Origin of the sequence: Xanthomonas sp. LF02-5 (assembly GCF_034105325.1) — a bacterium.
GTDB classification, from domain to species: Bacteria; Pseudomonadota; Gammaproteobacteria; order Xanthomonadales; family Xanthomonadaceae; genus Xanthomonas_A; species Xanthomonas_A sontii.
In genome coordinates, this window is the sequence record NZ_JAXGGF010000010.1 from 88,098 (window position 1) to 111,728 (window position 23,631).

The 23,631-nt window shown below is 70.6% G+C and carries 16 protein-coding genes; 10 read left to right on the forward strand and 6 right to left on the reverse strand.

Features of this window, described 5'->3' with window-relative positions:
- The first annotated feature begins 21 nt into the window (after nucleotides 1–21).
- Both SLW52_RS20100 and zwf read left to right on the forward strand, forming a co-directional pair.
- The gene (locus SLW52_RS20100; RefSeq protein WP_320741092.1) at nucleotides 22–1,812 is read left to right on the forward strand and encodes a glycoside hydrolase family 15 protein; all 1,791 of its coding nucleotides are present in this window, start codon (nucleotides 22–24) and stop codon (nucleotides 1,810–1,812) included.
- Entirely contained in the window at nucleotides 1,809–3,593 is a 1,785-nt protein-coding gene (gene zwf / locus SLW52_RS20105; protein ID WP_320741094.1) for a glucose-6-phosphate dehydrogenase, read from the forward strand. Before SLW52_RS20100 ends, zwf begins: the two co-directional genes overlap by 4 nt.
- A gap of 467 nt (nucleotides 3,594–4,060) precedes the next feature.
- Here the strand turns inward: zwf and SLW52_RS20110 are convergent, their stop codons facing one another.
- Nucleotides 4,061–5,899 carry a monovalent cation:proton antiporter-2 (CPA2) family protein gene (locus SLW52_RS20110; RefSeq protein WP_320741096.1) on the reverse strand — a complete coding sequence of 613 codons (1,839 nt, stop codon included), beginning with the start codon at nucleotides 5,897–5,899 and terminating at the stop codon, nucleotides 4,061–4,063.
- Between the two features lie 479 nt (nucleotides 5,900–6,378).
- Between SLW52_RS20110 and SLW52_RS20115 the strand changes: the two genes are divergently transcribed.
- From SLW52_RS20115 to SLW52_RS20125, 3 genes are all read left to right on the forward strand, one after another.
- Complete coding sequence (locus SLW52_RS20115) at nucleotides 6,379–9,075, forward strand: bifunctional acetate--CoA ligase family protein/GNAT family N-acetyltransferase (RefSeq protein ID WP_152235927.1); 2,697 nt, start codon at nucleotides 6,379–6,381, stop codon at nucleotides 9,073–9,075.
- A 13-nt stretch (nucleotides 9,076–9,088) separates the two neighbouring features.
- Nucleotides 9,089–9,499 carry a hypothetical protein gene (locus SLW52_RS20120; RefSeq protein ID WP_152235928.1) on the forward strand — a complete coding sequence of 137 codons (411 nt, stop codon included), beginning with the start codon at nucleotides 9,089–9,091 and terminating at the stop codon, nucleotides 9,497–9,499.
- 114 nt (nucleotides 9,500–9,613) lie between these two features.
- The gene (locus SLW52_RS20125) at nucleotides 9,614–9,994 is read left to right on the forward strand and encodes a VOC family protein (protein ID WP_152239874.1); all 381 of its coding nucleotides are present in this window, start codon (nucleotides 9,614–9,616) and stop codon (nucleotides 9,992–9,994) included.
- A gap of 119 nt (nucleotides 9,995–10,113) precedes the next feature.
- On the opposite strand, the gene SLW52_RS20130 is transcribed toward SLW52_RS20125, so the two are convergent.
- Complete coding sequence (locus tag SLW52_RS20130; RefSeq protein ID WP_152235930.1) at nucleotides 10,114–11,457, reverse strand: hypothetical protein; 1,344 nt, start codon at nucleotides 11,455–11,457, stop codon at nucleotides 10,114–10,116.
- Between the two features lie 728 nt (nucleotides 11,458–12,185).
- Between SLW52_RS20130 and SLW52_RS20135 the strand changes: the two genes are divergently transcribed.
- Both SLW52_RS20135 and SLW52_RS20140 read left to right on the forward strand, forming a co-directional pair.
- Complete coding sequence (locus SLW52_RS20135; RefSeq protein ID WP_320741099.1) at nucleotides 12,186–12,734, forward strand: excalibur calcium-binding domain-containing protein; 549 nt, start codon at nucleotides 12,186–12,188, stop codon at nucleotides 12,732–12,734.
- A gap of 87 nt (nucleotides 12,735–12,821) precedes the next feature.
- Nucleotides 12,822–13,202 (forward strand): hypothetical protein, encoded by a 381-nt coding sequence (locus SLW52_RS20140; RefSeq protein WP_152235932.1) that lies wholly within the window; start codon nucleotides 12,822–12,824, stop codon nucleotides 13,200–13,202.
- A 7-nt stretch (nucleotides 13,203–13,209) separates the two neighbouring features.
- On the opposite strand, the gene SLW52_RS20145 is transcribed toward SLW52_RS20140, so the two are convergent.
- From SLW52_RS20145 to SLW52_RS20160, 4 genes are all read right to left on the reverse strand, one after another.
- The gene (locus SLW52_RS20145; protein ID WP_152235933.1) at nucleotides 13,210–13,950 is read right to left on the reverse strand and encodes a DUF6065 family protein; all 741 of its coding nucleotides are present in this window, start codon (nucleotides 13,948–13,950) and stop codon (nucleotides 13,210–13,212) included.
- A gap of 82 nt (nucleotides 13,951–14,032) precedes the next feature.
- Nucleotides 14,033–16,042 carry an acetyl/propionyl/methylcrotonyl-CoA carboxylase subunit alpha gene (locus SLW52_RS20150; RefSeq protein ID WP_320741103.1) on the reverse strand — a complete coding sequence of 670 codons (2,010 nt, stop codon included), beginning with the start codon at nucleotides 16,040–16,042 and terminating at the stop codon, nucleotides 14,033–14,035.
- Between the two features lie 1,020 nt (nucleotides 16,043–17,062).
- Nucleotides 17,063–18,673: a carboxyl transferase domain-containing protein gene (locus SLW52_RS20155; protein WP_152235935.1), complete on the reverse strand. Its 1,611-nt coding sequence runs from the start codon at nucleotides 18,671–18,673 to the stop codon at nucleotides 17,063–17,065.
- A gap of 129 nt (nucleotides 18,674–18,802) precedes the next feature.
- On the reverse strand, nucleotides 18,803–19,966 hold the full coding sequence (locus SLW52_RS20160) for an isovaleryl-CoA dehydrogenase (RefSeq protein ID WP_010341368.1): 1,164 nt from the start codon (nucleotides 19,964–19,966) through the stop codon (nucleotides 18,803–18,805).
- A gap of 132 nt (nucleotides 19,967–20,098) precedes the next feature.
- Between SLW52_RS20160 and SLW52_RS20165 the strand changes: the two genes are divergently transcribed.
- The 3 genes from SLW52_RS20165 (at nucleotide 20,099) to SLW52_RS20175 (ending at nucleotide 23,240) form a co-directional block, all read left to right on the forward strand.
- Complete coding sequence (locus SLW52_RS20165; RefSeq protein ID WP_017909842.1) at nucleotides 20,099–20,707, forward strand: TetR/AcrR family transcriptional regulator; 609 nt, start codon at nucleotides 20,099–20,101, stop codon at nucleotides 20,705–20,707.
- Between the two features lie 154 nt (nucleotides 20,708–20,861).
- Nucleotides 20,862–21,380 carry a c-type cytochrome gene (locus tag SLW52_RS20170; RefSeq protein WP_017915253.1) on the forward strand — a complete coding sequence of 173 codons (519 nt, stop codon included), beginning with the start codon at nucleotides 20,862–20,864 and terminating at the stop codon, nucleotides 21,378–21,380.
- 93 nt (nucleotides 21,381–21,473) lie between these two features.
- The gene (locus SLW52_RS20175) at nucleotides 21,474–23,240 is read left to right on the forward strand and encodes an ExeM/NucH family extracellular endonuclease (protein WP_320744259.1); all 1,767 of its coding nucleotides are present in this window, start codon (nucleotides 21,474–21,476) and stop codon (nucleotides 23,238–23,240) included.
- Nucleotides 23,241–23,631: the final 391 nt, after the last annotated feature.

A 23,631-nucleotide genomic window follows, 5' to 3' on the forward strand; every position in this document is an offset into this window, starting at 1 on the left:
TCCTCCGCACCGGCGCCCACGATGGCCTCGCGAATCGAAGACTACGCCATGCTCGGCAACTGCCGCAGCGCGGCTCTGGTGGACCGTCGCGGCTCGATCGACTGGCTGTGTCTGCCGCGCTTCGATTCCGATGCCTTGTTCGCCGCCCTGCTCGGCGAACCCGACCACGGCCGCTGGGCGATCGCGCCGCAGGGCGACTTCACCAGCACCCGTGCCTACCGCGACGGCAGCCTGGTGCTGGAGACGCGGTTCGAGACCGACACCGGCGCGGTGGCGCTGCTCGATTTCATGGTCGCCAGCCACGACGAGGTGATGCACAACCACGTGGTGCGGATCGTGCGCGGCCTGCACGGCCGGGTGCAGCTGCGCATGCAGCTGCAGCTGCGCTTCAACTACGGCCGTACCATTCCCTGGGTGTCGCAGATCGAGGGCGGCCTGCAGGCGGTGGCCGGGCCGGACCAGATCGCGCTGCGCAGCCCGCAGGCCATGCACGGCCACGGCTTCGCCACCGAAGCCGAGTTCGTGCTGGAGGCCGGCGAAAGCACCTGGTTCGTGCTCAGCCACGGCGCCTCGCACCTGGAGCTGCCGCCGTTGCTGGCGCCGGAGCAGGCGCTGGCGCAGACCGAGGCGTTCTGGCACGGCTGGTCGCACCGCTGCCTGCATGCCGGCCCGTGGACCGAGGCGGTGCGGCGCTCGCTGGTGGTGCTGAAGGGCCTGAGTTACCTGCCCACCGGCGCCATCGTCGCCGCACCGACCACCTCGCTGCCCGAACGTCTGGGCGGCGAGCGCAACTGGGACTACCGCTTCTGCTGGCTGCGCGATGCGGTGTTCACCCTGACCGCCTTGCGCGCGGCCGGCTATTTCGACGAGGCTGCCGCGTTCCATGGCTGGCTGCAGCGCACCGTGGCCGGCTCGCCCGACCAGTTGCAGGCGCTGTACGGCATCGGCGGCGAGCGGCGCATGTCCGAATGGACGGTGGACTGGCTGCCCGGCTACGAGGGCGCCTCGCCGGTGCGCGTTGGCAATGCTGCGGTCGGCCAGTTCCAGCTCGATGTCTATGGCGAGGTGATCGCCGCGTTCCACCGCGGCCACCACGAGGGCATGGCCTCGGCGGTGCATGGCCGCTCGCTGGCGCGGCAGTTGCTGGAGGTGCTGGAGCAGCGCTGGCGCGAGCCGGACGAGGGCATCTGGGAGATCCGCGACAAGCGCCAGCACTTCGTGCATTCCAAGGTGATGGCGTGGCTGGCGTTCGACTGCGGCGCGCGCGACGGCGTCACCGACGCCGACGCCGCGCAACGCGCGCACTGGCGCGCGCTGGCCGACGAGATCCATGCGCAGGTGCTGGCGCAGGGCGTGCACTGCGACGGCTACTTCGTGCAGAGCTACGGCAGCGAACGGCTGGATGCGGCGACCCTGTTGATCCCGCTGGTCGGCTTCCTGCCGCCGGACGATCCGCGCGTGGCCGCCACCGCCGACGCCATCGCCGAACACCTGAGCATCGACGGCCTGGTCGAGCGCTACCGCGCCGACGACGCCAGCGGCGACGGCCTGCCGGCCGGCGAGGGCACCTTCATCGCCTGCAGTTTCTGGCTGGTGGAGAACTACACGCTGCTCGGCCGCGGCGAGCAGGCGCGCGCGCTGTTCGAGCGCCTGCTCGCGCTGTGCAACGACGTCGGCCTGCTGGCCGAGGAGTACGACCCGCGCAGCGGCCGCATGCTCGGCAATTTCCCGCAGGGCTATTCGCACGTGGCGCTGGTCCACGCGGCGCTGCGCCTGCATGGCTTGATCGGCGAACAGGACACCCATCCATGAGCGATGCCTCCCAGACCACTCCTCCCTGCCTGATCGTGGTGTTCGGCGCCCGCGGCGACCTGACCCGGCGCCTGGTGCTGCCGGCGCTGTACAACCTGCGCCACAGCGGTGCGCTGCCCGAGGAATTCGCGGTGATCGGCGTGGACCACGGCGCGGTCAGCGAAGTGGCGTGGCGGCGCATGCTCGGCGATGCGATGCGCGGGCTGATGGCCGACCGCGACGCAGAGTTCAAGGCCGATGGCCTGGACGAGGAGGTATGGGGCTGGCTGCGTTCGCGCCTGCATTACCTGCGCGGCGACTTCAACGATGCCGGCACCTATCGCAGCCTGGGCGCACTGCTGGACAAGATCGGCGCGCAGTACCGCACCGGCGGCAACGTGCTGTTCTATCTGGCCACCGCGGCGCGCTTCTTCGCGCCGGTGATCGAACAGCTGGGGTCGGCCGGGCTGGTCAAGCAGGGCGCCAGCAGCGGCTGGCGCCGGGTGATCGTGGAGAAGCCGTTCGGCCACGACCTGCAGAGCGCGCGCGAGCTCAATGCCATCGTCGGCCGCGTGCTGGACGAGGACCAGGTGTTCCGCATCGACCATTTCCTCGGCAAGGAAACGGTGCAGAACATCCTCGCCTTCCGCTTCGCCAACGGCTTGTTCGAGCCGGTGTGGAACCGCGACCGCATCGACCACGTGCAGATCACCGCGGCCGAGACCATCGGCGTGGAAGGGCGCGGCGGCTTCTACGACCCCACCGGCTGCCTGCGTGACATGGTGCCCAACCACCTGTTCCAGTTGTTGGCGATGATCGCGATGGAGCCGCCGGCGGCCTTCACCCCGGCGGCGATGCTGCGCCGGCGTGCCGAGGTGATCGAGGCGGTGCGGCCGCTGAGTCCGGCCGACGTGGTCCGCGGCCAGTACGCGGCCGGCGCGATCGGCCGCAACGCGGTGCCCGGCTACCGCGAGGAAGACACCGTGCCGCCGGACTCCAACACCGAGACCTATGTGGCGATGAAGCTGCAGGTGGACACCTGGCGCTGGGCCGGCGTGCCGTTCTACCTGCGCACCGGCAAGCGCCTGCGCGAGCGCACCACCGAGATCGCGATCCGCTTCAAGCCGGCGCCGCTGGCGCCGTTGCGCAGCGCCGAGATCGGCGGCTACGGCCCGGACTGGCTGGTGCTGCACATCCAGCCCGACGAAGGCATCTCGCTGCAGTTCGACGTCAAGCGCCCGGGCGCGCGGGTCAGTCTCGCGCCGGTGCGCATGGACTTCCGCTACCGCGACTGGTTCCCCAAGGAATACACGGTGGGCTACGAACGCCTGCTGCAGGACTGCATGCACGGCGAGGCCGGCCTGTTCCAGGACGCGACCATGGTCGAGGCGGCCTGGACCATCGTGCAGCCGATCCTCGACGCCTGGCAGACCTCGGCCGACGAGACCCCGCAGTACCCGGCAGGCAGTGCCGGCCCGGCCGCGGCCGATGCGCTGCTGGCGCTCAACGGCGGCCACACCTGGCGCACCCTGACCGCCGGGCGCCGCCCGCCGCCGCGGCGCGCGCCGGAAGCCACCGCCGCCACCGAGACCCGGCCGGTGACGCCGGCGCCGAAGCGTGGCGGGGCCAAGGCGGGCGATGCCTCGGCTTCGGCGAAGCCAGGCAAGTCGACCAAGCGCAAGCCTGCCTCGGCGGCGGTGAAGACGCCGGCGCCCAGGAAGGTCGCGAAGAAAGTCGCGAAGAAAACCGTCAAGCGCGCGGCCAGCGGCACCGCAGCGAAGCGTTCGTCACGCAAGGGCTGAAGCGATGCCCCGGGCGCCGGCATGAGCGCCGGTGCTCGGGGAGATGTCTCCATGCCAGCAGGAGCGGCGCAGCGATGGCGGCTGGATCCTGCAGTCGGGGCTGAAGCCCCTCCCACAATGGAAGGACTGGCGGTGCGCGGACACAGCGCGCTTGCCGAGCATTGGCGTTGGCGAGCCGGCATGCCGTGGGAGCCCACCGCCCCTGTCGTCGCAGCCAGCAAAGGCGTCACCGCCACGGATGCTGTCGACCGTCAGTGTGGGAGGGGCTTCAGCCCCGACGCGACCACGCTCGACTACACGCGCACCACGCAGTGGGCACGTGCCTCGGCCAATCGTCGGCGTCCCCATCGCTATCTGTCGCGCGTGACAACGGCGTACCCACCGTGACCGCGGTTGTCGGCAGCGACGAGCGCACATACGCAGCGCATTCCTGGGACACGGTTGGCCGCGCGGCCAAGCCACCCGCATCAACTGCGATGCTGTCCCGCGCCTGTTGCGCCCGTCGCATCCGCCGGCCCCGCCGTCGGATCGTTGACGTCGGCCTCGAACAGCTTGGTCAGGTCGGCGCGCGCCGCACGCGCGGTCTGCACCACCGCCGCATCGTCGTCGTAGACCAGGTGCTGGGCGCGCAGCAGTTGCGTGTCGTGCTCGCGGAAACGGGCGATGCGATCGCGCGCGGTCGCCGCGTCCAGGCCCAGGCCGAGCAGCACCTGCTCGCTCAGTTCCAGGCTGGAGGCGAACACTTCGCGGAACGGCTCCGCACCCAGGTCCATCAGTCGCCAGGCGTGCTGGCGGTTGCGTGCGCGCGCCAGCACCTTGGCCGAGGGGTAGAGCCGGCGGATCAGCCGCGTGGTCTTGATGTTGGTCTCCGGGTCGTCCATCGCCACCACGAAGATGCGGATGCCGTCGCTGCCGGCCGCGCGCAGCAGGTCCGGGCGGCTGGGGTCGCCGTAGTAGAGCTGGTTGCCGAAGCGGCGCAGGTCCTCCACCGTGTCCGGGTTGTGTTCCAGCGCCACGAACGGGATGCGCTGCGCGGTCAGCAGGCGCGCCACGATCTGGCCGAAGCGGCCCATGCCGGCGATCAGCACCTGCGCGCGCTGCGTGTCCACCGTGTCGTACTGCGCCGCCGGCGGTGGTTGCGGTTTGCCCTTGCCGGCCTCGCTGGTGCCGAGCAGGCGCTGCATGCCGATCAGCAGCAGTGGCGTCAGCGCCATCGACACGCCGACCACCGCGACCAGCCGGTCGTGGGTGGCGTCGTCGAGCAGGCGCACGCGCTGCGCCTCGGTGAACACCACGAAGGCGAACTCGCCGCCCAGCCACAGCAGGCTGCCCAGCAGCAGCGCACTGCGCCAGGGCAGGCGCAGCACGCGGCCGATGCCGGCCAGCAGCGCGAACTTGACCAACAGTAGCGTGGCCACCGCCCCGGCGATCAGCCACGGCTCGGCGACGATGCGGTCCAGGTCGATGCCCATGCCCACGGCGATGAAGAACACGCCCAGCAGCAGGCCCTGGAACGGCTCGATCTGCGCCTCCAGTTCGTGGCGGAACTCCGAATCGGCCAGCAGCACGCCGGCCAGGAACGCTCCCAGGCTGGGGCTGAGCCCGGCCTTCTGCAGGAACCAGGCGTTGCCCAGCACCACCAGCAGCGCGCTGGCGGTGAACACCTCGGGCATGCGCGTGCGCGCCACCGTGCGGAACAGGTGGCGCAGCACGAAGCGCCCGCACAGCACCACCAGCGCCAGCGCGCCCAGCGCCTGGCCCACTTCCGTCCAGGTCAGGGTGTCGTTCTTGGCGCCGCCGAGCAGCGGCACCGCGGCCAGCAGCGGGATCGCGATCAGGTCCTGGAACAGCAGGATGGCGAAGCCGAGCCGGCCGTAGTCGCTGTTGAGCGCCTTGCGCTCGGCCAGCAGCTGCAGGCCCACCGCGGTGGACGACAGCGCCAGCGCCAGGCCGATCACCAGCGCGCTCTTCCAGTTCAGGCCCATGCACAGCGCCAGCGCGCCCAGCGGCAGCGCGGTCAGCGCGACCTGGGCGCTGCCGGCGCCGAACACCGCATGCCGCATCACCTTCAAGCGCGCCGGCGACAGTTCCAGGCCGATCAGGAACAGCAGCATCACCACGCCGATCTCGGCGGCGTTGAGGATGCGCTCGGTGTCCTGCACGAAGCCCAGCCCGTCCGGCCCCAGCACCACACCCGCGGCCAGGTAGGCCAGCACCGCGCCCAGGCCCAGGCGCTTGAACACCGGCACCGCGATCACCGCGGCCAGCAGCAGCACCAGCGCCAGTTCCAGGCCGCCGCTATGCACGAGTCGTCTCCATCGCCGCATTATGCGGCCGCCAATGCGACCGGGTGCTGACCCGGGCTGTGCCTGCGGGCTCCGATGGACATGGCGGATCCGCGAAGGATCGGCGGTGGGCAGCCGTCTGGCGCGGTCTTTCTGCGGGGAAGGCGGCGCCGCCTGCCCTGCGCACCCGGTGTGCGCCGCCGCCTGGTCTCTGTGGCCTGGTCGGGTCGGGGCTGAAGCCCCTCCCACACCGGGAAGTCCAGCGATGGTCCGCGTCGTTCCGGATTCCGCTCAAGCGCGCGTGCGTGCGTAACGGGCCGCCGACCCAAGCTCCCTGTGGGAGGGGCTTCAGCCCGGACGCGCGGATGTCGGAATCTCGCCAGCGCAGCTGTCGCCGGATGCGCGGCATCGCCGTCAACGCCGCAGCGCGCGACCCGGATCATCCCCGCGCCGCGGCCAGCCGTGTACCGTTAGCGCATTCGCTCGCCTCCGCCGCCGCCATGAGCACCTATCACCTGCAGTCCGTGTTCCGCCCCGCCTCGGTCGCCATCGTCGGCGGCAGCCCGCGCGAGCGCTCGGCCGGGCGGGCGGTGGTGCGCAGCCTGCGCGCGGCCGGGTTTCCCGGGCAGATCGGCTGGGTCAGCCCGCGCTACCGCGAGATCGATGGCGTCCCCACGGTGCGCCGGCTCACCGACCTGCCCTGGGTGCCGGACCTGGTGGTGATCACCGCGCCGGCGCGGATGGTGCCGCGCATCGTGTCGATCGCCGCGCGGCGCGGCGTGGCCGCGGCGATCATCCTCACCGCCGGGCTCGGCAGCGGACCGGGCTCGGCCGCGGCGCGGGTGGAGAGCGCCGCACGCGCCAAGGGCCTGCGCATCCTCGGCCCGCACTGCCTGGGCGTGATCGCGCCGCATGCGCGGCTCAACGCCAGCATCGCCGCGCACTGCCCGCAGCCGGGCGACCTGGCGCTGATCTCCGAATCCAGCGCCATCGCCGCGGCGCTGGTGGAGTGGGGCGTGGCGCGCGCGGTCGGCTTCTCCGCCGTGGTGTCGCTGGGCGACGCGCTGGACGTGGACTTCGCCGACCTGCTCGACTACTTCGCCACCGACTACCGCACCCGCGCGATCCTGCTCTACGTCGAACACATCCGCGACGCGCGCAAGTTCATGTCCGCCGCGCGCGCCGCCGCGCGCGCCAAACCCGTGGTGGTGGTCAAGTCGGGCCGGCAACTGCGCATCGATCCCAACGCCGACACCCACGTGCAGGCGCTGGCCAGTTCCGATGCGGTGTACGGCGCCGCGTTCGCCCGCGCCGGCCTGCTGCGGGTGCGCGCGCTGGACGAACTGTTCGCCGCGGCGGAGACGCTGGGCCGGCTCAGCACCTTCCCCGGCCGGCGCCTGGCCATCCTCAGCAACGGCGGTGGCGTCGGCCGCCTGGCGGTGGATACGCTGGCCGATCTCGGCGGCACCCTGGCGGCGCTCTCGGCGCCCACCCAGCAGCAACTGGACGCGGCGCTGCCGCAGGAATGGTCGCATCGCAATCCGGTGGACATCGTGGTGGACGCCGACGGCGAACGCTACGCCGCCGCCGCCGGTGCGCTGCTGGAGGACCCGGAGAACGACGCGGTGCTGGTGGTCAACGTGCCGACCGCGTTCACCTCCTCCGCCGAGGCGGCGCAGGCGCTGACCCGCATCCTCGGCCAGCGCCCGCGCCATCACCGCGACAAGCCGGTGTTCGCGGTGTGGCTGGGCAACGACGAGAGCGCCACCGCCACGCTCAACGCCGCGCGCATCCCCACCTACGCCACCGAGGCGGACGCGGTGCGCGGCTTCATGCACCTGGTGCGCTACCGCGAGGCGCAGGCGGCACTGATGGAAACACCGCCGAGCCTGCCCGACGATTTCGCCTTCGACGCCGCCGCCGCGCGCGGTATCGTCGACGCGGCGCTGGCCGCCGGGCAGACCTGGCTGGACCCGCTGGCGACCACGCGATTGCTGGCCGCCTACGGCATCCCCACCGCGCCGGTGGCGCACGCCGCCGATGCCGAGGCCGCGGCGCAGGTGGCCGCGCCGATGCTGGCGCAGGGCTCGGCGGTGGCGGTGAAGATCCATTCGGCCGACATCCCGCACAAGTCCGACGTGGACGGGGTGCGCCTCAACCTGGTCAGCGTGGAGGCGGTGCGCGATGCGGCCGAGGGCATCCTCGCCCGCGCGCGCGCCGCGCGGCCGGACGCGCGCATCGACGGCGTGCTGGTGCAGCCCTCGCTGCTGCGGCCGAAGGCGCGCGAACTGATCGCCGGCATCGCCGACGATCCGACCTTCGGCCCGGTGATCGTGTTCGGCCGCGGCGGCACCGCGGTGGAGGTGATCGACGACAAGGCGCTGGCGCTGCCGCCGCTGGACCTGCGCCTGGCCCACGAACTGATCGGCCGCACCCGCGTCAGCCGCATCCTCAAGGCCTACCGCGACGTGCCGGCGGCCGACGAGCGTGCGGTGGCGATGGTGCTGGTCAAGCTGGCGCAACTGGCCGCCGATCTGCCGGAGATCCGCGAACTGGACATCAATCCGCTGCTGGCCGACCGCGACGGGGTGATCGCGGTCGACGCGCGGGTGGCGGTGGCGCCGTCGCGGCGCCTGCACAAGGGCCGCGGCCATCCGCGCTTCGCGATCTTCCCGTATCCCAAGGAGTGGGAACGGCGCATCGTGCTCAACGACGGCAGCGCCGCGTTCGTGCGCCCGGTGCGGCCGGAGGACGACGCGCTGTTCCGCAGCTTCTTCGCCCGCGTCACCGACGAAGACCTGCGCCTGCGCTTCTTCCAGGCGGTGAAGCATTTCAGTCACGAATTCATCGCGCGCCTGACCCAGCTCGACTACGCGCGCTCGATCGCGCTGGTGGCGATCGAGCCGCGCAGCGGCGACATGCTCGGCGCGGTGCGCCTGCATGCCGACGCCGATTACGACCGCGGCGAATACGGCATCCTGATCCGCTCCGACCTCAAGGGCCACGGCATCGGCTGGCAGTTGATGCGGATCATGATCGAGTACGCCGGCTGGCTTGGCCTCAAGGTGGTCGAAGGCCAGGTGTTGCGCGAGAACCGCACCATGCTGGCGATGTGCCGGCAGCTCGGCTTCAAGGCCACGCCGGATCCCGACGACGCCACGCTGATGGACGTGGTGTTGCCGGTGGCGCAGCACTGAGGACGGCGCCGCGATGTCGACGTTCTCGCCCAGCGAACTGAAGCCGCGCCACGCGATCCTGTCCGGCCTCCCGGGCGCCGCCTCGCTGGAGATCCTGCTGCGCCCGTTCCTGCACGCCGGCGAGATCGTGGACACCGCGATCCGCCTGGACGGCATCGCGCTGCCGTCGCTCAGGCTCGGCGAGCTGGCCGGCCAGCGCTTCGACTTTCCACGCAACCCGCAGGACGGCTACATCGACGGCGCACTTTACCTGGCCGGCGCGCACCACCCGGTCGATGTCGACACGCTGACCTTCAACCTCTCGCGCGACGGGCAACTGACGCTCGTGGCCAAGGGCGTGTATGCGTTCGATGTCGAAGGCCTGGACGACCTGGGCACGGTCCCCTTTACCCTGGCCGCGCGGCTCAGCACGTGCGCGCTGTGAGCGCGGCTGCACGCCGCGGCGCAGTGGCCTTTTGGCATCGCCGCACGTTGCATGAGGCGCTTCACCACCGCACACGTCGACCTGCCTGCGACACTCGACCCTCGGGAGTTCTTCATGTCGTTCAAGCCAGAGCGCTACACCTCGGTCTCGCCGTATCTCATTGTCGATGGCGCGCAGCGGACCATCGCGTTCCTGGTCGCGGTGTTCGACGCCGAACCCTTGCGGCAGATTCCCGGCGAGGGTGGCCTGCTCGCCCACGGCGAGGTGCGCATCGACGACACCGTGGTGATGTTCTGCGATGCGGTCGAGGGCTGGTCGGCGGTGCCGGCGCATGTGCACGTCTACGTGCGCGATGTGGATGCGACCTACCAGCGTGCGCTGGCTGCCGGTGCCACGGCGGTGCAGGCGCCGGTGCAGAAGGACGATCCGGACCGGCGTGGCGGCTTCCGCGACCCAGGCGGCACGACCTGGTGGGTCGGCCAGCAGATCGGCTGAGCGAGCGCAGGCGGCAGCACGTCTGACGCCGCTCATTGCTGCGCCTTGCGCCGCACTCGGCACAGGCCGTGCCTGCAGGCGCCATAGGACGGCACGCGGCAGGCACGGTGTTGCGGTGCTTACTCCAGCTCCTGGTTGCTCACCCCACGCTCGACCGGGTACACGGTCGGCGGCGGCGTGGTGGAGCGCATCAGTTTCAGCGAGGTCTTGCTCTGCTCGCACAGGTTGCCGCCGCTGACGAACACGCCGTCCTGGGTGCACTTCCAGTCGTAGAAGTTGGCGATGCCGCCGGCCAACTGCAGGCTGTAGTCGGTGCTCTTGGCCGCGGCGTCGAAGGGCTGTCCGGCCGGGATGTTCTGGAACCAGCGCATCCATTCCTTGGAACCGACCGGCGGCACCTTGTCTGGCGCCTGGAAGGTGGGGTTCATCGGCGAGAGCTGCGGCGATTCGGCGGTCATGTGGCAACTCATGCAGGAGCTGATCGGATTGTCCACCGGGCCGTTGAGGCGGCCGTTCCAGCCCAGGTGGGTCGGCGGCAGTTCCGGCCTGGTGTTGATCGCCGACTGCAGGATGCGCGGATTGATCCGGGTCTGGGTCGGCTGCTTGTTGGTGTAGTCGTCGCCGGTGTTCTGCGGATCGTTGCCGAACATCACGCCCACCGGCACCAGGTTCTGCCAGCCGGGCTTGCCGCTGACCGCGCCGTTGTACTGGAAGGTGCCGAAGATCCAGCCGGTGCCGGGGACGCGGCTGTCGCGCACGGCGAAATCCATCTGGATCAGCGCCACCTGCTTGAACGCGCGGTCGGCGGACTTGAAGCTGTTGGTGACCCAGGCGTTCCACAGCACCGGGTTCTGCAGGAACGGCACCTGGCTCAGGTCCACGTCGGCGAACAGCGCCTTGCACACCACGGTGCCGTCGCGGAAGGTGTTGGGCTTGGTGGTGAAGCTCGGATCCGGGTTCTGCGGATCCTTCCACACCTGGCCGAAGGTGTAGGCGCCGACATCGTTGTAGATGCCGACCGCGAAGGTCTGGCCGGTGGTGAGCTGGGTCGGCGCCAGTTGCTTGACCTGGATCTGCGCTTCCTTGGTCAGCCCATGCACGCCTTCGCGTCCGAGCGGGCCGTAGTGCTGCCAGGGCGCGTGGTACCAGCGCCGCACCTTGTTGTTCTGCACGTACCAGTCGCTTTCGACGTTGCCTTCCAGGCAGTAGGCCTTCACGGCATCGGCGTAGCCGCGCCAGGCTTCGAAGTTGTTGCTCAGCGGCTTGGGCAGCTTCTGGAAGAACGCCGGCAACGGGCCGCTGGGCGGTTGCTGCGGATAGTCCTGGCTGAGCTGGAACAGCGGCCCCTTGTAGGTGGAGGGCGGCGCGTAGCCGAAATCCGGAAAGCGCCCGGCGGAGGCGGCGCCGCTGGCAAGGGTCAGCACGGTGGCGATGGCGAGAATGCGTGGATGGGGCAGTTGCATGATGGACCTCCGGTCGTGTGCGTCGGTGCGTGCGGGCGATGCCGCGTCCTGTGTCCGGACAACCCCTGGCCCCGGACCGGCCGCACGCCCGCGCTGCTGCGCGGCCGCGGTGAAAGGATTCCCGTCGCGCCAGGGCCGCGCGCAGGCACGGGCGTACGCATCCGCCTGCGCGCGCAGACGAAGCGAGAGACGCGATGGGAAGTGCAGCATCCACCGCCACCGTGGAGACGCGGCGGCGCTGCTGTGGATGCGTGAAACGGCCTAGCGGACCGAAGACATGTCCATGTCGCTCTCCTGACCCCGTGTGGAAGGCAACTGCGTTGAAGACGGTTGTCGCGTCGAGCGTGGGGGAAACGCGCGGGCCCGGCAGGGCAGCATCGGGGGACGAATGCTGCGGGGGCGGCGCCCTGCGGCGGCCGCGATGCCGGGTTGCGCATCGATCGCCAACCGCGCGTGGGAGCGGGCGTCGGCGTTGCTCGACGCTTCGGACTCTAGCGAGCGCCGCGCCGCCGGTGGTAGACAGTTGCGACCGCCGGCGTCGCCGCGGCGCGTGGCTGACCGGCCGTCGCGCGACCGCGCCTGCAGCAGGTGGCCGGTCGGCACGCAGGCCACAGCCATGGCATGCTGCACGCGGGGCCGCGCCTGGCGGGAGCAGGCGCGGTGGGGACGGTGGACGCACCGGGCACGGCGGCGTCCTCCGCGGCGATGCACTTTCTTGCGGTGACGCCATGCGCACGCACGGGACCTTGATTCAGTGGAGCGAGGAGCGCGGCTGCGGCCGGGTGCGCCTTGCCCATCGTGAGACCGAAGCCGAGGTGCAACGCGCGGCGTTTCCTGCCGACGGCGTTCCCCCGCGGGTGGGCGAACTGATCTCCTTCGACCTGGAGCACGACGCGCAGGGACGGCCGCGGGCCATGCGGGTGATGCGTCCCGGTCGGGCACCGGCATCGCCCGCGCGTGCGGCACCGCGTCCGCGTCGCGGTCTCTGGCTCGGCGTGCTGATGCTGCTGGCGGTGCTCGCGATCGCGGCCTACGCGGCGCTGCGCTTCGTGGCGGCACCGCAGGCAAGCCCTGCGGCACCCTCGGCGCCGGGGTCGTCAGCGCCCACCGCGCCCACGACGGCGCCTGCCTTCCACTGCGACGGCCGCACGCACTGCGCGCAGATGACCTCGTGCGACGAAGCGGTGTACTTCCTGCAGCACTGCCCGGGTGTGGAGATGGACGGCAACCACGACGGCGTGCCGTGCGAACGGCAGTGGTGCCGATCTTCGCGTTGAGCGTCTGCAGCCGCGTGGGCAACGCGGGGTCTTGACCGGGCCGTGATCCGCACTCCGTTACGGTCGCCAATTGCCTGCAGGTGACGCATGACCGAGCCACGTCTTTCCTCCGCCAAGACCCGCGCCCTGTCGCTGGGTCTGTTTGCCTTCGTCGCGGTCTTCGCCGCCATCGTCTGGTCGCTGCTGCGCCCGTACGGTTCGGTGTACTTCTTCCCGGTGCATTTCCTGGTCGGGCTGGGCCTGCCGTTCCTGTTCTACGCGCTGGGCGCCAACCGCGCCGCGTTCCTCGCCGGGCTGGGGCTGACCGTGATCGTCCTGGTGCTGTTCAACCTGTGGGGCGACCAGGTCGGTGGGATCGGTCCGCGCGTGTTTGACTGGGCGCATGCCGTGGCCGGTATCCTGGGCATGCTGCTGGCCTACGGCGTGTTCCGCCTGTCCACCCGTGTGCGCCAGCGCCACGTGCGCTGAGCGGTCCTCACTCCGCGTCGTCGCTGCGGGCGAACGGCGCCAGCCGCAGTTTCACCCGGTGCTCCACGCCGGCCGGGCACTGCCCCGGCGCCGGTCCACGGAAATAGCTGCGCTGCCAGCCCTCGCGGCTGGCGTTGGAATCGGGCTGCTCCAGGTCGTGCAGGAACTGGCCACGGCTGCGCATCCACGCCTGGTGCTCGCGCTCCAGCTCCGGCGTCTGCGACAACGGCTGCCAGCGCGGCTGGGTCTCGGCCAGCACCCGTCGCTGCACCGGGAAGAAGTGGCAGAACGGCTCGCCGGCCTCGAACCGGACCCGGCCGGGCCTGGTGAACTGCCAGTTCATGGTGAAGGTGTACGGACTCCAGTCGGTCTCGATCAGCCCGGTGAGCCCGGCGATGCCGTCCTTGGGCCGATTCACCGGCGCGGTGACGTACAGGTCCACGCCGGCCTCGGTGCGGAACAGGCACGGCACGTGGAAGGTGAGCACGCCATAGCCGAAGTGGCTGACCGCCGGCGCGTGCGTCCCAGGTGCCGGCTGCACGCGCAGGTCGTCGAGCGCGTTGCCGCCGTTCCACTCGGCCTCGAACGCGGTCTGGCACAGCAGTTCCCAGCCATGCGCGTTGGCGATGTCCAGCGGCAGGCAGCGGTAGGCGTAGCGCTCGGCGGTCTGGTCCATCCACGGCCGCTCGCGCGGCGCAGGGCGCACGTCGAGGGTGTGGCCGTCGAGAACGTGGGCGGTGAGTTTCATGGCGCGTGCAGGACGATGGACCAGCGCCGAGTGTGACGCCAAGCCGCGGCCTTGGCGACCGCGGCTTGGCGGTCGGCGACGCTCAGGCCGCTTCGAAGTCCAGCAGCGCCACGCCGTCGCCGACCAGCTCGCCCTCGCGTACGCGAAAGCCCTGCACGGTGCCGTCGGCCGGCGCCTGCAGGGTGTGCTCCATCTTCATCGCCTCCAGCACCAGCAGCGGCGTGCCGCGGCGCACCTGGGTGCCGGGCGCGACCAGCAGGGCGACGATGCGCCCCGGCATCGGCGCGGTCAGGCCGCCGCCTTCCACCGCCGGCTGGTCGGCCTCGGCGACCGGGTCGTGGCGTTCGAACAGGTAGCCGTGGCCGTCGACGAACAGGTGCAGTTGCGTGCCGGCGAACACCGCATCGGCCTGCACCCGCTGTGTGCCGAGAAACGCGGACAGGCGCCCGTCGCGCAACTGGCCGCTCGCCTCGAGCGGCTCCTGCGCCGGCGCGGCGTGGATCCGCCAGCCGCCGGCATGCGCGGTCAGCTGCAACGTGCGTTGCGTTTCGCCGTGCTGCAGGGTCAGCGCACGCGGCGCCGGCGCGCCCAGCCGCCAGCCGTCGCGCAGATCCCACGGCGAGTGCGGATCGGCAGTCTGCGCCGCCGACGCGTGCTCGTGCAGTTGCCAGGCCAGCGCGGCCAGGCTCCACAGCGCGTCGGTGGTCGGGACGGGGGTGTCGAACAAGGCGGCGTGCTCGCGCTCGATCAGCGCGGTGTCCAGGTCCGCCTGCGCGAACGCGCTGGTGCCGACCAGGCGCTGCAGGAACGCGGCATTGGTCGACACGCCGACCACCTGGCACGCCGCCAGCGCCGCCTGCATGCGCCGCAGCGCGCGCTCGCGGGTCACGTCCCAGACGATCAGCTTGGAGATCATCGGATCGTAGTGCGGGCCGATCACATCGCCCTGCTCGACGCCGGCATCGACACGCGTATGCGCGTCGGCGGCGGGCAGGCGCAGATGCTGCAGCGTGCCGATCGACGGCAGGAAACCGCGCGCCGGGTCTTCGGCGTACAGCCGCGCTTCCAGCGCGTGGCCGTGGATCGCCAGTTCGTGCTGGCGCTGCGGCAGCGGCTGCCCGGCGGCCACGCGCAACTGCCACTCCACCAGGTCGGTGCCGGTGATGCACTCGGTGACCGGATGCTCCACCTGCAGGCGGGTATTCATTTCCATGAAGTAGAACGCGCCATCGGGCGCCACGATGAACTCGACGGTGCCGGCGCCGACGTAACTGACCGTGCGCGCGGCCTCCACCGCGGCCTGGCCCATCGCCGCACGCCGTTCCGCGTCCATGCCCGGTGCGGGCGCCTCTTCCAGCACCTTCTGGTGGCGGCGTTGCACCGAGCAGTCGCGTTCGAACAGGTAGACCAGTTCGCCGTGCGTGTCGCCGAACACCTGGATCTCGATGTGCCGCGGCCGCAGCACGTACTTCTCCACCAGCACGTGCGCATTGCCGAACGCGGCCTGCGCCTCGCGCTGGCAGGCGGCGAGCGCGGCGGCAAAGTCCTCATCGCGATCGACCCGACGCATGCCCTTGCCGCCACCACCGGCGCTGGCCTTGATCAGCACCGGGTAGCCAATGGCCGCGGCCTGCGCGCGCAGGAAGTCCGGCTCTTGCTGCTCGCCGTGATAGCCGGGCGTCAGCGGCACCCCGGCCGCCTGCATCAGCGCCTTGGCCGCACTCTTGTCGCCCATGGCGCGGATCGCCGCCGGCGGCGGCCCGATGAACACCAGCCCGCGCGCGGCGCAGGCTTCGGCGAACTCGGCGTTCTCGGACAGGAAGCCGTACCCGGGATGGATGGCCTGCGCGCCGCTGCGTTGCGCGGCCTCGAGGATGCGCTCGCCGCGCAGGTAGCTCTCGCGCGCCGGCGCGGCGCCGATGTACACGGCCTCGTCGGCCAGGCGCACGTGGCGCGCGTCGCGATCGGCATCGGAATACACGGCCACGGTGGCGATGCCGAGCTTGCGGCAGGTGGCGATCACCCGGCAGGCGATCTCGCCGCGATTGGCGATGAGGATCTTGTCGAAGGTCGGCAGGTCGGGGGTGGCCATGATCGTGTGCCTGGAAATGAGGTCAGGGATGCTGCGGTCGCTGAGCGAGCAGTTGCGCGAAACGCACGCAGTTGTGCGGGATGCTCCGGCCGTTGCCGTTGCCGTTGCCGTTGCCGTTGCCGTTGCTTGGCTCTGGCCTTGGCTGTCGCTTTGGCTTTTGATTTACCGGGTTCCCTTCCGAAGCGGCGGCCATCGCGGGGAAAAACCCGAAGGGCGGCGTACATGGATGTACGCCGTCCGCGGCAGGGGCAGGATGCCCCTTCCGCGGATCCCCGTGATGGACGCGGACCCGGAGCGCGCAGCGCGGAGGGCGCGAAGGCAGGGCGCGCTTTCTTTTGGTTACCTTTTCTTTGCGCGAGCAAAGAAAAGTAACTCGCCCGCAAGGGCGAAAGCCTTTAAAGCTTTTGCTGTCGCTACTGCTGTTGATTGAAGCTTTTTCGTCGGACGAGAAGATCTGTAGGAGCGGCTTCAGCCGCGACAGCGAGAGTCCGTTCTGTCTGTCGCGGCTAAAGCCGCTCCTACGATTCAGCGGCCGCCACCCTGGCAGCAAACGCAAGAGCAAAGCTTTCGCCTGGCGGCGAGTCACTTTTCTTTGCTTGTGCAAAGAAAAGTAACCAAAAGAAAGCACACCCCGCAGCGCGCCCTCCGCGCTGCGCGCTCCGGGTCCGCAGCCACGGCGGGGATTCGCGGAAGGGGCATTCTGCCCCTGCCGCGAACGGCGCACATCCATGTGCGCCGCCCTTCGGGTTTTTCCCCGCCGCGGCTGCCGCGCCGAGGGGACCCGGTAAGTCAAAGGCAGAGCAAGAGCAAATGCAGGAGCAAGAGCAAATGCAGGAGCAAAAGCAAAAGCGGGAGCAAAAGCAGCAGCAAAAGCGGAGGCCGTCGCAGCGAGCGCGTCCGCGGAGCCGGTCGTGGCGTCCACCGCCGGACACACTGCTGCCGGCATCGCCAGCGACCACCTGCGTGACCACCGCCGATCCCCGCGCGAACGCGCCTTCCACCCCGAGCGCATGCGCCCGCTCACATCCGGAACACCCCGAACCGGCTCGGCTCCGCCGGCGCGTTCAGCGCCGCCGACAACCCCAGCCCCAACACCCGCCGCGTCTGCGCCGGATCGATCACCCCGTCGTCCCACAACCGCGCACTGGCGTAGTACGGATGACCCTGGCGCTCGAACTGCTCGCGGATCGGCGCCTTGAACGCCGTCTCCTCGGCGTCCGACCACTGCCCGCCCTTGGCCGCGATGCCGTCGCGGCGCACCGTCGCCAGCACGCTCGCCGCCTGCTCCCCGCCCATCACCCCGATGCGCGCGTTCGGCCACATCCACAGGAAGTTCGGCGAGTACGCGCGGCCGCACATGCCGTAGTTGCCGGCGCCGAACGAACCGCCGATCACCACCGTGAACTTGGGCACCTTGGCGCAGGCCACCGCCATCACCAGCTTGGCGCCGTCCTTGGCGATGCCGCCGTGCTCGTACTTGCGGCCGACCATGAAGCCGGTGATGTTCTGCAGGAACACCAGCGGGATGCCGCGCTGCGCGCACAGTTCGATGAAGTGCGCGCCCTTCAGCGCCGACTCGGAGAACAGGATGCCGTTGTTGGCGACGATGCCCACCGGATAGCCGTGGATGTGCGCGAAGCCGGTGACCAACGTGGTGCCGTAGCGCGCCTTGAATTCGTCCAGGCGCGAGCCGTCCACCACCCGCGCGATCACCTCGCGCACGTCGAACGGCTTGCGTGGGTCGGCCGGGATCACCCCGTACAGCTCCTCGGCCGGATACAGCGGCGGCTCCGGCGTGCGCAGCGCCAGGGCGGGGGGCGGCTTGCGCCAGTTGAGCTGGGCGACGATCGCGCGCACCCGCGCCAGCGCCTGCAGGTCGTTGTCGGCGAAGTGGTCGGCCACGCCGGAGATGCGCGTGTGCACGTCGGCACCGCCCAGGTCCTCGGCGCTGACGTCCTCGCCGGTGGCGGCCTTCACCAGCGGCGGGCCGCCGAGGAAGATGGTGCCCTGTTCGCGCACGATCACCGTCTCGTCGCTCATCGCCGGCACGTAGGCGCCGCCGGCGGTGCACGAGCCCATCACGCAGGCGATCTGGGCGATGCCCTGCGCCGACAGGTTGGCCTGGTTGTAGAAGATCCGGCCGAAGTGGTCGCGGTCGGGAAACACCTCGTCCTGCAGCGGCAGGAACGCGCCGCCGGAATCGACCAGGTAGATGCACGGCAACCGGTTCTGCTGGGCGATCTCCTGCGCGCGCAGGTGTTTCTTCACCGTGATCGGGTAGTAGGTGCCGCCCTTGACCGTGGCGTCGTTGGCGACGATCACGCATTCCACGCCGGAGACGCGGCCGATGCCGGCAACCACGCCGGCGCACGGCACCTCGTCGTCGTACAGGCCCAGCGCGGCCAGCGGCGCGATCTCCAGGAACGCGCTGCCCGGGTCGAGCAGGGCGTCGATGCGTTCGCGTACCAGCAGCTTGCCGCGGGCCTGGTGCTTGGCGCGGGCGGCCTCGCTGCCGCCCAGGGCGATGCGCGCCTGGGTGGCGTGCAGGTCGTCGACCACCGCGCGCAGCGCGGCGGCATTGGCGGCGAAGGCGTCGCTGCCGGGTTGCAACTGGGTCTGGATCGCGCTCATGGCAGAACCGTGGAAAGAAGGAAAGGGCAGGCGGCCGATGTGGGAGGGGCTCTTGTCCCCTTTTGCGGGATCAGCCCCGACGCGCTGACGTCGGAACGGCCTTACGGCCGATGCGCATCCTGCGCGGCATCACTTGGTCCGCTCGAACAACTCGCGGCCGATCAGCATGCGCCGGATCTCCGAGGTGCCGGCGCCGATCTCGTAGAGCTTGGCGTCGCGCCACAGGCGCCCGGTCGGATAGTCGTTGATGTAGCCGTTGCCGCCCAGCACCTGGATCGCCTGGCCGGTCAGCCAGGTGGCCTTCTCGGCGGCGTAGAGGATCGCGCCGGCGGCGTCCTGGCGGGTGGTCCGGCCGGCGTCGCAGGCGCGCGCCACCGCATACACGTAGGCACGGCAGGCGTTGAGGCCCACGTACATGTCGGCCAGCTTGCCCTGCATCAGCTGGAAGCTGCCGATCGGCTCGCCGAACTGGCGGCGCTCGTGCACGTAGGGCAGCACCACGTCCAGCGCCGCGGCCATCAGCCCCAGCGGGCCGCCGGACAGCACCACGCGCTCGTAATCCAGGCCGGACATCAGCACGCGCACGCCGCCGCCGACCTCGCCCAGCACGTTTTCGGCCGGCACTTCGCAGTCCTGGAACACCAGTTCGCAGGTGTTGGAGCCGCGCATGCCGAGCTTGTCCAGCTTCTGCGCGGTGCTGAAGCCGGGCATGCCCTTCTCGACCACGAACGCGGTGATGCCGCGCGCGCCGCCGCTCGGGTCGGTCTTGGCATAGACCACCAGCACGTCGGCGTCCGGGCCGTTGGTGATCCACATCTTGTTGCCGTTGAGCACGTAGCGGTCGCCGCGCGCCTCGGCGCGCAGCTTCATCGACACCACGTCCGAGCCGGCGCCAGGCTCGCTCATCGCCAGCGCGCCGACGTGCTCGCCGCTGCACAGCTTCGGCAGGTAGCGCGCCTTCTGCGCCGGGCTGGCGTTCTTGCGCAACTGGTTCACGCACAGGTTCGAATGCGCGCCGTAGGACAGGCCGATCGCGCCGCAGGCGCGGGAGATCTCCTCCATCGCCACCACGTGCGCCAGATAGCCCATCGCGCTGCCGCCGTACTCTTCCTCGACGGTGAGGCCGAGCAGGCCCTGTTCGCCGAGCTTGCGCCACAGCGGCGCGGGGAAGGCGTTGTCGCGGTCGGCCTGCTCGGCCAGCGGCGCGATCTCGCGCGCGGCAAAGGCGGCGACGCTGTCGCGCAGCAGGTCGACCTCCTCGCCCAACTCGAAATTCAACGACGGCATCAGCATGGCGGCAACTCCGGGAATGGCGGATGGCCGGCGGCGCCTAGAATCGGACCCGCGCCGGGCAAGAGCGCCCAGCGTAGCCGGGAACGGCAAAGAAGTGAACAGAAATTCATTAATTGAACTTAGAATCACGCCATGGCCTACAAACGCTCCGCCCTGATGGAAGAACGCCTCGCCGGCAACCGCCAGCGGATCCTGCTGGCGGCGCGCCGGCTGATCGCCGCCGACGGCTTCCGCGGCGCCCCGGTGACCGCGGTGGCGGCCGAGGCCGGGGTCTCCACCGGGCTGATCTACCGGCATTTCCCGTCCAAGGCCGAGCTGTTCGTGGAGGTGCTGACCGCCGCCGTGGAGCACGAGCTGACCATCCTGCGCGCCATCGCCGCGGCGCCAGCGCCGGCCGCGCAGCGCCTGCGCGATGCCATCGCCTCGTTCGTGCGCCGCGCTCTGGCCGGCCCCGGGCTGGCCTACGCCTTCATCGCCGAACCGGTGGAACCGGAGGTGGACGCCGAGCGCATCCGCTGCCGGCGCCTGCTCGGCGACGTGTTCAAGGGCATCCTGGCCGACGGCGTGGCCGCGGGGGAGTTTCCCGCGCAGGACCTGGAGGCGGCCGCGGCGTGCCTGGTCGGCGCCTACACCGAGGCCCTGGTCGGCCCGACCGCGCCCAGCCGCGACGGCCCGCGCGACAGCGAGCGCCTGGTCGAGGCGGTGTGCGGGTTCTGCCTGCGTGCGGTGGGCAGCGCCTGAGCGCGACCGGGCGCGCCGCCTGCGCCGAACTGCTGCGATGCAGCACGCATCGCCTGCGATTCCGTGCGCTCCCGGCGTGCCGCGCGGCGCAAACGCTGGCTATACTCGGTCGCGTAGCGGTGGTCCGGATTACCACGTGCCAAAGGGGTGTGATGTGCGGAATTACGACCTCGAATTTCTCAAGCGCTTCTCGATGGTGATCGGCCTGCTGGTGCTGATCACCCTCGGCCTGATCGTGTTCGCGCATTACCTGCAGCGGGCCATCCCGCCGGAGGTGTCGCCGGTGGCGCTCAAGCGCACCGAGGAGCGCATCGCCCCGGTCGGCGCGGTCTACGCCGGCAGCACCGGTGCCGCGGCGCAAGCGGCGGCACAGGCGGCGGCGCTGGCCAAGGCCTCGGCGCAGGCGGCCTACGGCGGCACCACCGACGGCAAGACCATCTTCAACAACCTGTGCACCGCTTGCCACACCACCGGCGTGGGCAAGGCGCCGACGCTGGACCACGCGCATTGGGACAAGCGCATCGCGCAGGGTAAGGAGACGCTCTACAAGCACGCCATCGAGGGCTACACCGGCCCCGACGGCGGCATCATGCCGCCGAAGGGCGGCAATCCCGGGCTGACCGAGGAGCAGATCCACGCCACCGTGGACTGGATGCTGGCCAACCTGAAGTAACCTTGCGCCTCCCGCACGCCACTGCGCCGCCTTCGGGCGGCGCATTCGTTTCCGCGCCCGTCGCGTGCCGGCGCAAACAAGGAGAGTGATCGCATGCGCATGCCGCCGCCATCGTTGTTGTCGTTGTTGCTGCTGGTCGCAGCCCCCGCTGCGCAGGCGCTGACGCCGCCGACGCTGCTGCCGATCGGGCAGTTGCGCCCGGGGCCGCAGGCGCAGGGCGTGGTGTTCGAGGGCGTGGTCACCGCGCGGGTGGAAGCCGGCGGCAGCGGCTACCTGGTGCAGGATGCCGGCGACGACGATCCGCTGACCGCCGACGCGCTGCTGGTGCGCGGCGATGCCGAGCGCAGCCTGGCACCGGGCGACCGCGTGCGGGTGTGGGGCGAGCTGGCGCCGCAGGCCGCCGCGTCGGCCAAGGCCGGCACGGCTTTCGTCGGGCGCAGTGTGCTGGAGCAAGGGCATACCCTGCTGGCACGGGCGCAGCCCTTGCCGCTGCAGGTGCTCGACGCGGCGCCGGCCGACTGGTCGGCGCTGGCCGGCATGCGCGTGCGCATCGCCGCGCCGCTGACCGTGGTCGACAACGATGCGCTGGGCAAGACCGGCGAACTGGGCGTGGCCTTCGGCGGACGCCTGTGGCAGCCCAGCGAAGTGGCCGCGCCCGGCAGCGCCGAGCAGGCGGCGGTGGTGGCCGACAACGCGCGGCGCGGGCTGCGCCTGGGCACGCTCGGTGCGCCGACGCCGACGCCGACGCCGACGCCGACATCAACATCGGCAACGGCAACGGCAACGGCAAAACTTCCGGACTATCTGGCGAGTGCCGCTGCACCGCCGCGCGCGGGCAGCACGGTCCAGGACGTGGAGGGCATCGTCGGCGGGGTGATCGATGGCGTGGCACGGCTGTACCCGACCGCCGCGCTGCAGCTGACGCCGCCGCCGGAACCGGCGCCGCCGCAGGTCGACGGCACCTTGCGCATCGCCGCCTTCAACCTGGAGAACTTCTTCAACGGCGACGGCCGTGGCGGCGGGTTTCCGACCCTGCGCGGCGCGCGGACGGCGGCCGAGTTCCAGGCGCAGCTGCGCAAGCTGGTGGCGACGATCCGCCCGCTGCAGGCCGACGTCGCCGCACTGATGGAACTGGAGAACGACGGCTATGGCCCGACCTCGGCGATCGCCAGCCTGGTCGACGCGCTCAATGCCGGCGGCGGCGACTGGCGCTTCGTCGACGCCGGGCGCGGCCCCGGCGACAACCCGATCCGGGTCGGGCTGATCTACCGCGCCTCGCGGGTGAGCCCGGTGGGCAAGCCGGCGATGCTGGAAGGCGGCCCGTTCGCCGAGCACAGCCGGGTGCCGCTGGCGCAGGCCTTCCGCCACGGCAACGGCGCGCCGTTCGTGGTGGTGGCCAACCACTTCAAGTCGAAAGGGTGCGGCGAAGCCGGTGGCGCCGATGCCGACCGCGGCGACGGCCAGGGTTGCTGGAACGCGACCCGCACCGAGTCGGCGCGCCGCGTCGATGCGTGGCTGCGCAGCGATCCCACCGGCACCGGCAGCACGTCCAGCGTGCTGCTCGGTGATTTCAACGCCTATGCGATGGAAGATCCGCTGCGCCTGCTGCGCGACGCCGGCTGGCGCGACGCGCTGCAGGAGGCGCATGTCGCGCAGCCCTACAGCTTCGTCTATCGCGGTCTCAGCGGCCGGCTGGATCATGCCTTGCTGAGTCCGACCCTGGCGGCTCGGTTGCGCGGCGCCGCCGAATGGCACGTCAACGCCGACCTGCCCGACAGCGATGGTTACCGCGAGCGTGATCTGCCCGGCCCGTGGCGCAGTTCCGATCACGATCCGTTGTTGCTGGGGTTTGATCTGTAGGCTGGGAGTGGGGAAATGGGAATGGGGAATCGGAAAAGCCGATTGTCGGCCTTCCTTTCCCCGTCCTCGATGTGTGGGACATTCCTGCTGGAGGCTCACGTCCTTCGCGAGGCGCACGACCGCCTGTTGTGAGTAGACGTGCTGTGTTTCAGGCCGGTCGCAGTGAGTGTCCGGTCTTACGCTTCACTGCCATCTCTTGAACGTTGCTTCTGTCCATTGTGCGCTGGCCGCACATGTGGCTTGGTGCTGACCGAAGCTGTGAGATGTGGGTGTTCTCGCGCTAAGAAAGGCGACAGCCTTGTTGCTGTTGCTGTTGCTGTTGCTGTTGCTGTTGCTGTTGCTGTTGCTTTGGTATTTGCCGTTGTTTCTGCTGTTGCCGTTGCTTTGGCTT

Coding starts and splice junctions, on each gene's coding strand:
- SLW52_RS20100 (WP_320741092.1), top strand. CDS start 22: ATGGCCTCGCGAATCGAAGACTACGCCATGCTCGGCAACTGCCGCAGC.
- zwf (WP_320741094.1), top strand. CDS start 1,809: ATGAGCGATGCCTCCCAGACCACTCCTCCCTGCCTGATCGTGGTGTTC.
- SLW52_RS20115 (WP_152235927.1), top strand. CDS start 6,379: ATGAGCACCTATCACCTGCAGTCCGTGTTCCGCCCCGCCTCGGTCGCC.
- SLW52_RS20120 (WP_152235928.1), top strand. CDS start 9,089: ATGTCGACGTTCTCGCCCAGCGAACTGAAGCCGCGCCACGCGATCCTG.
- SLW52_RS20125 (WP_152239874.1), top strand. CDS start 9,614: ATGTCGTTCAAGCCAGAGCGCTACACCTCGGTCTCGCCGTATCTCATT.
- SLW52_RS20130 (WP_152235930.1), bottom strand. CDS start 11,457: ATGCAACTGCCCCATCCACGCATTCTCGCCATCGCCACCGTGCTGACC.
- SLW52_RS20135 (WP_320741099.1), top strand. CDS start 12,186: ATGCGCACGCACGGGACCTTGATTCAGTGGAGCGAGGAGCGCGGCTGC.
- SLW52_RS20140 (WP_152235932.1), top strand. CDS start 12,822: ATGACCGAGCCACGTCTTTCCTCCGCCAAGACCCGCGCCCTGTCGCTG.
- SLW52_RS20145 (WP_152235933.1), bottom strand. CDS start 13,950: ATGAAACTCACCGCCCACGTTCTCGACGGCCACACCCTCGACGTGCGC.
- SLW52_RS20150 (WP_320741103.1), bottom strand. CDS start 16,042: ATGGCCACCCCCGACCTGCCGACCTTCGACAAGATCCTCATCGCCAAT.
- SLW52_RS20155 (WP_152235935.1), bottom strand. CDS start 18,673: ATGAGCGCGATCCAGACCCAGTTGCAACCCGGCAGCGACGCCTTCGCC.
- SLW52_RS20160 (WP_010341368.1), bottom strand. CDS start 19,966: ATGCTGATGCCGTCGTTGAATTTCGAGTTGGGCGAGGAGGTCGACCTG.
- SLW52_RS20165 (WP_017909842.1), top strand. CDS start 20,099: ATGGCCTACAAACGCTCCGCCCTGATGGAAGAACGCCTCGCCGGCAAC.
- SLW52_RS20175 (WP_320744259.1), top strand. CDS start 21,474: ATGCGCATGCCGCCGCCATCGTTGTTGTCGTTGTTGCTGCTGGTCGCA.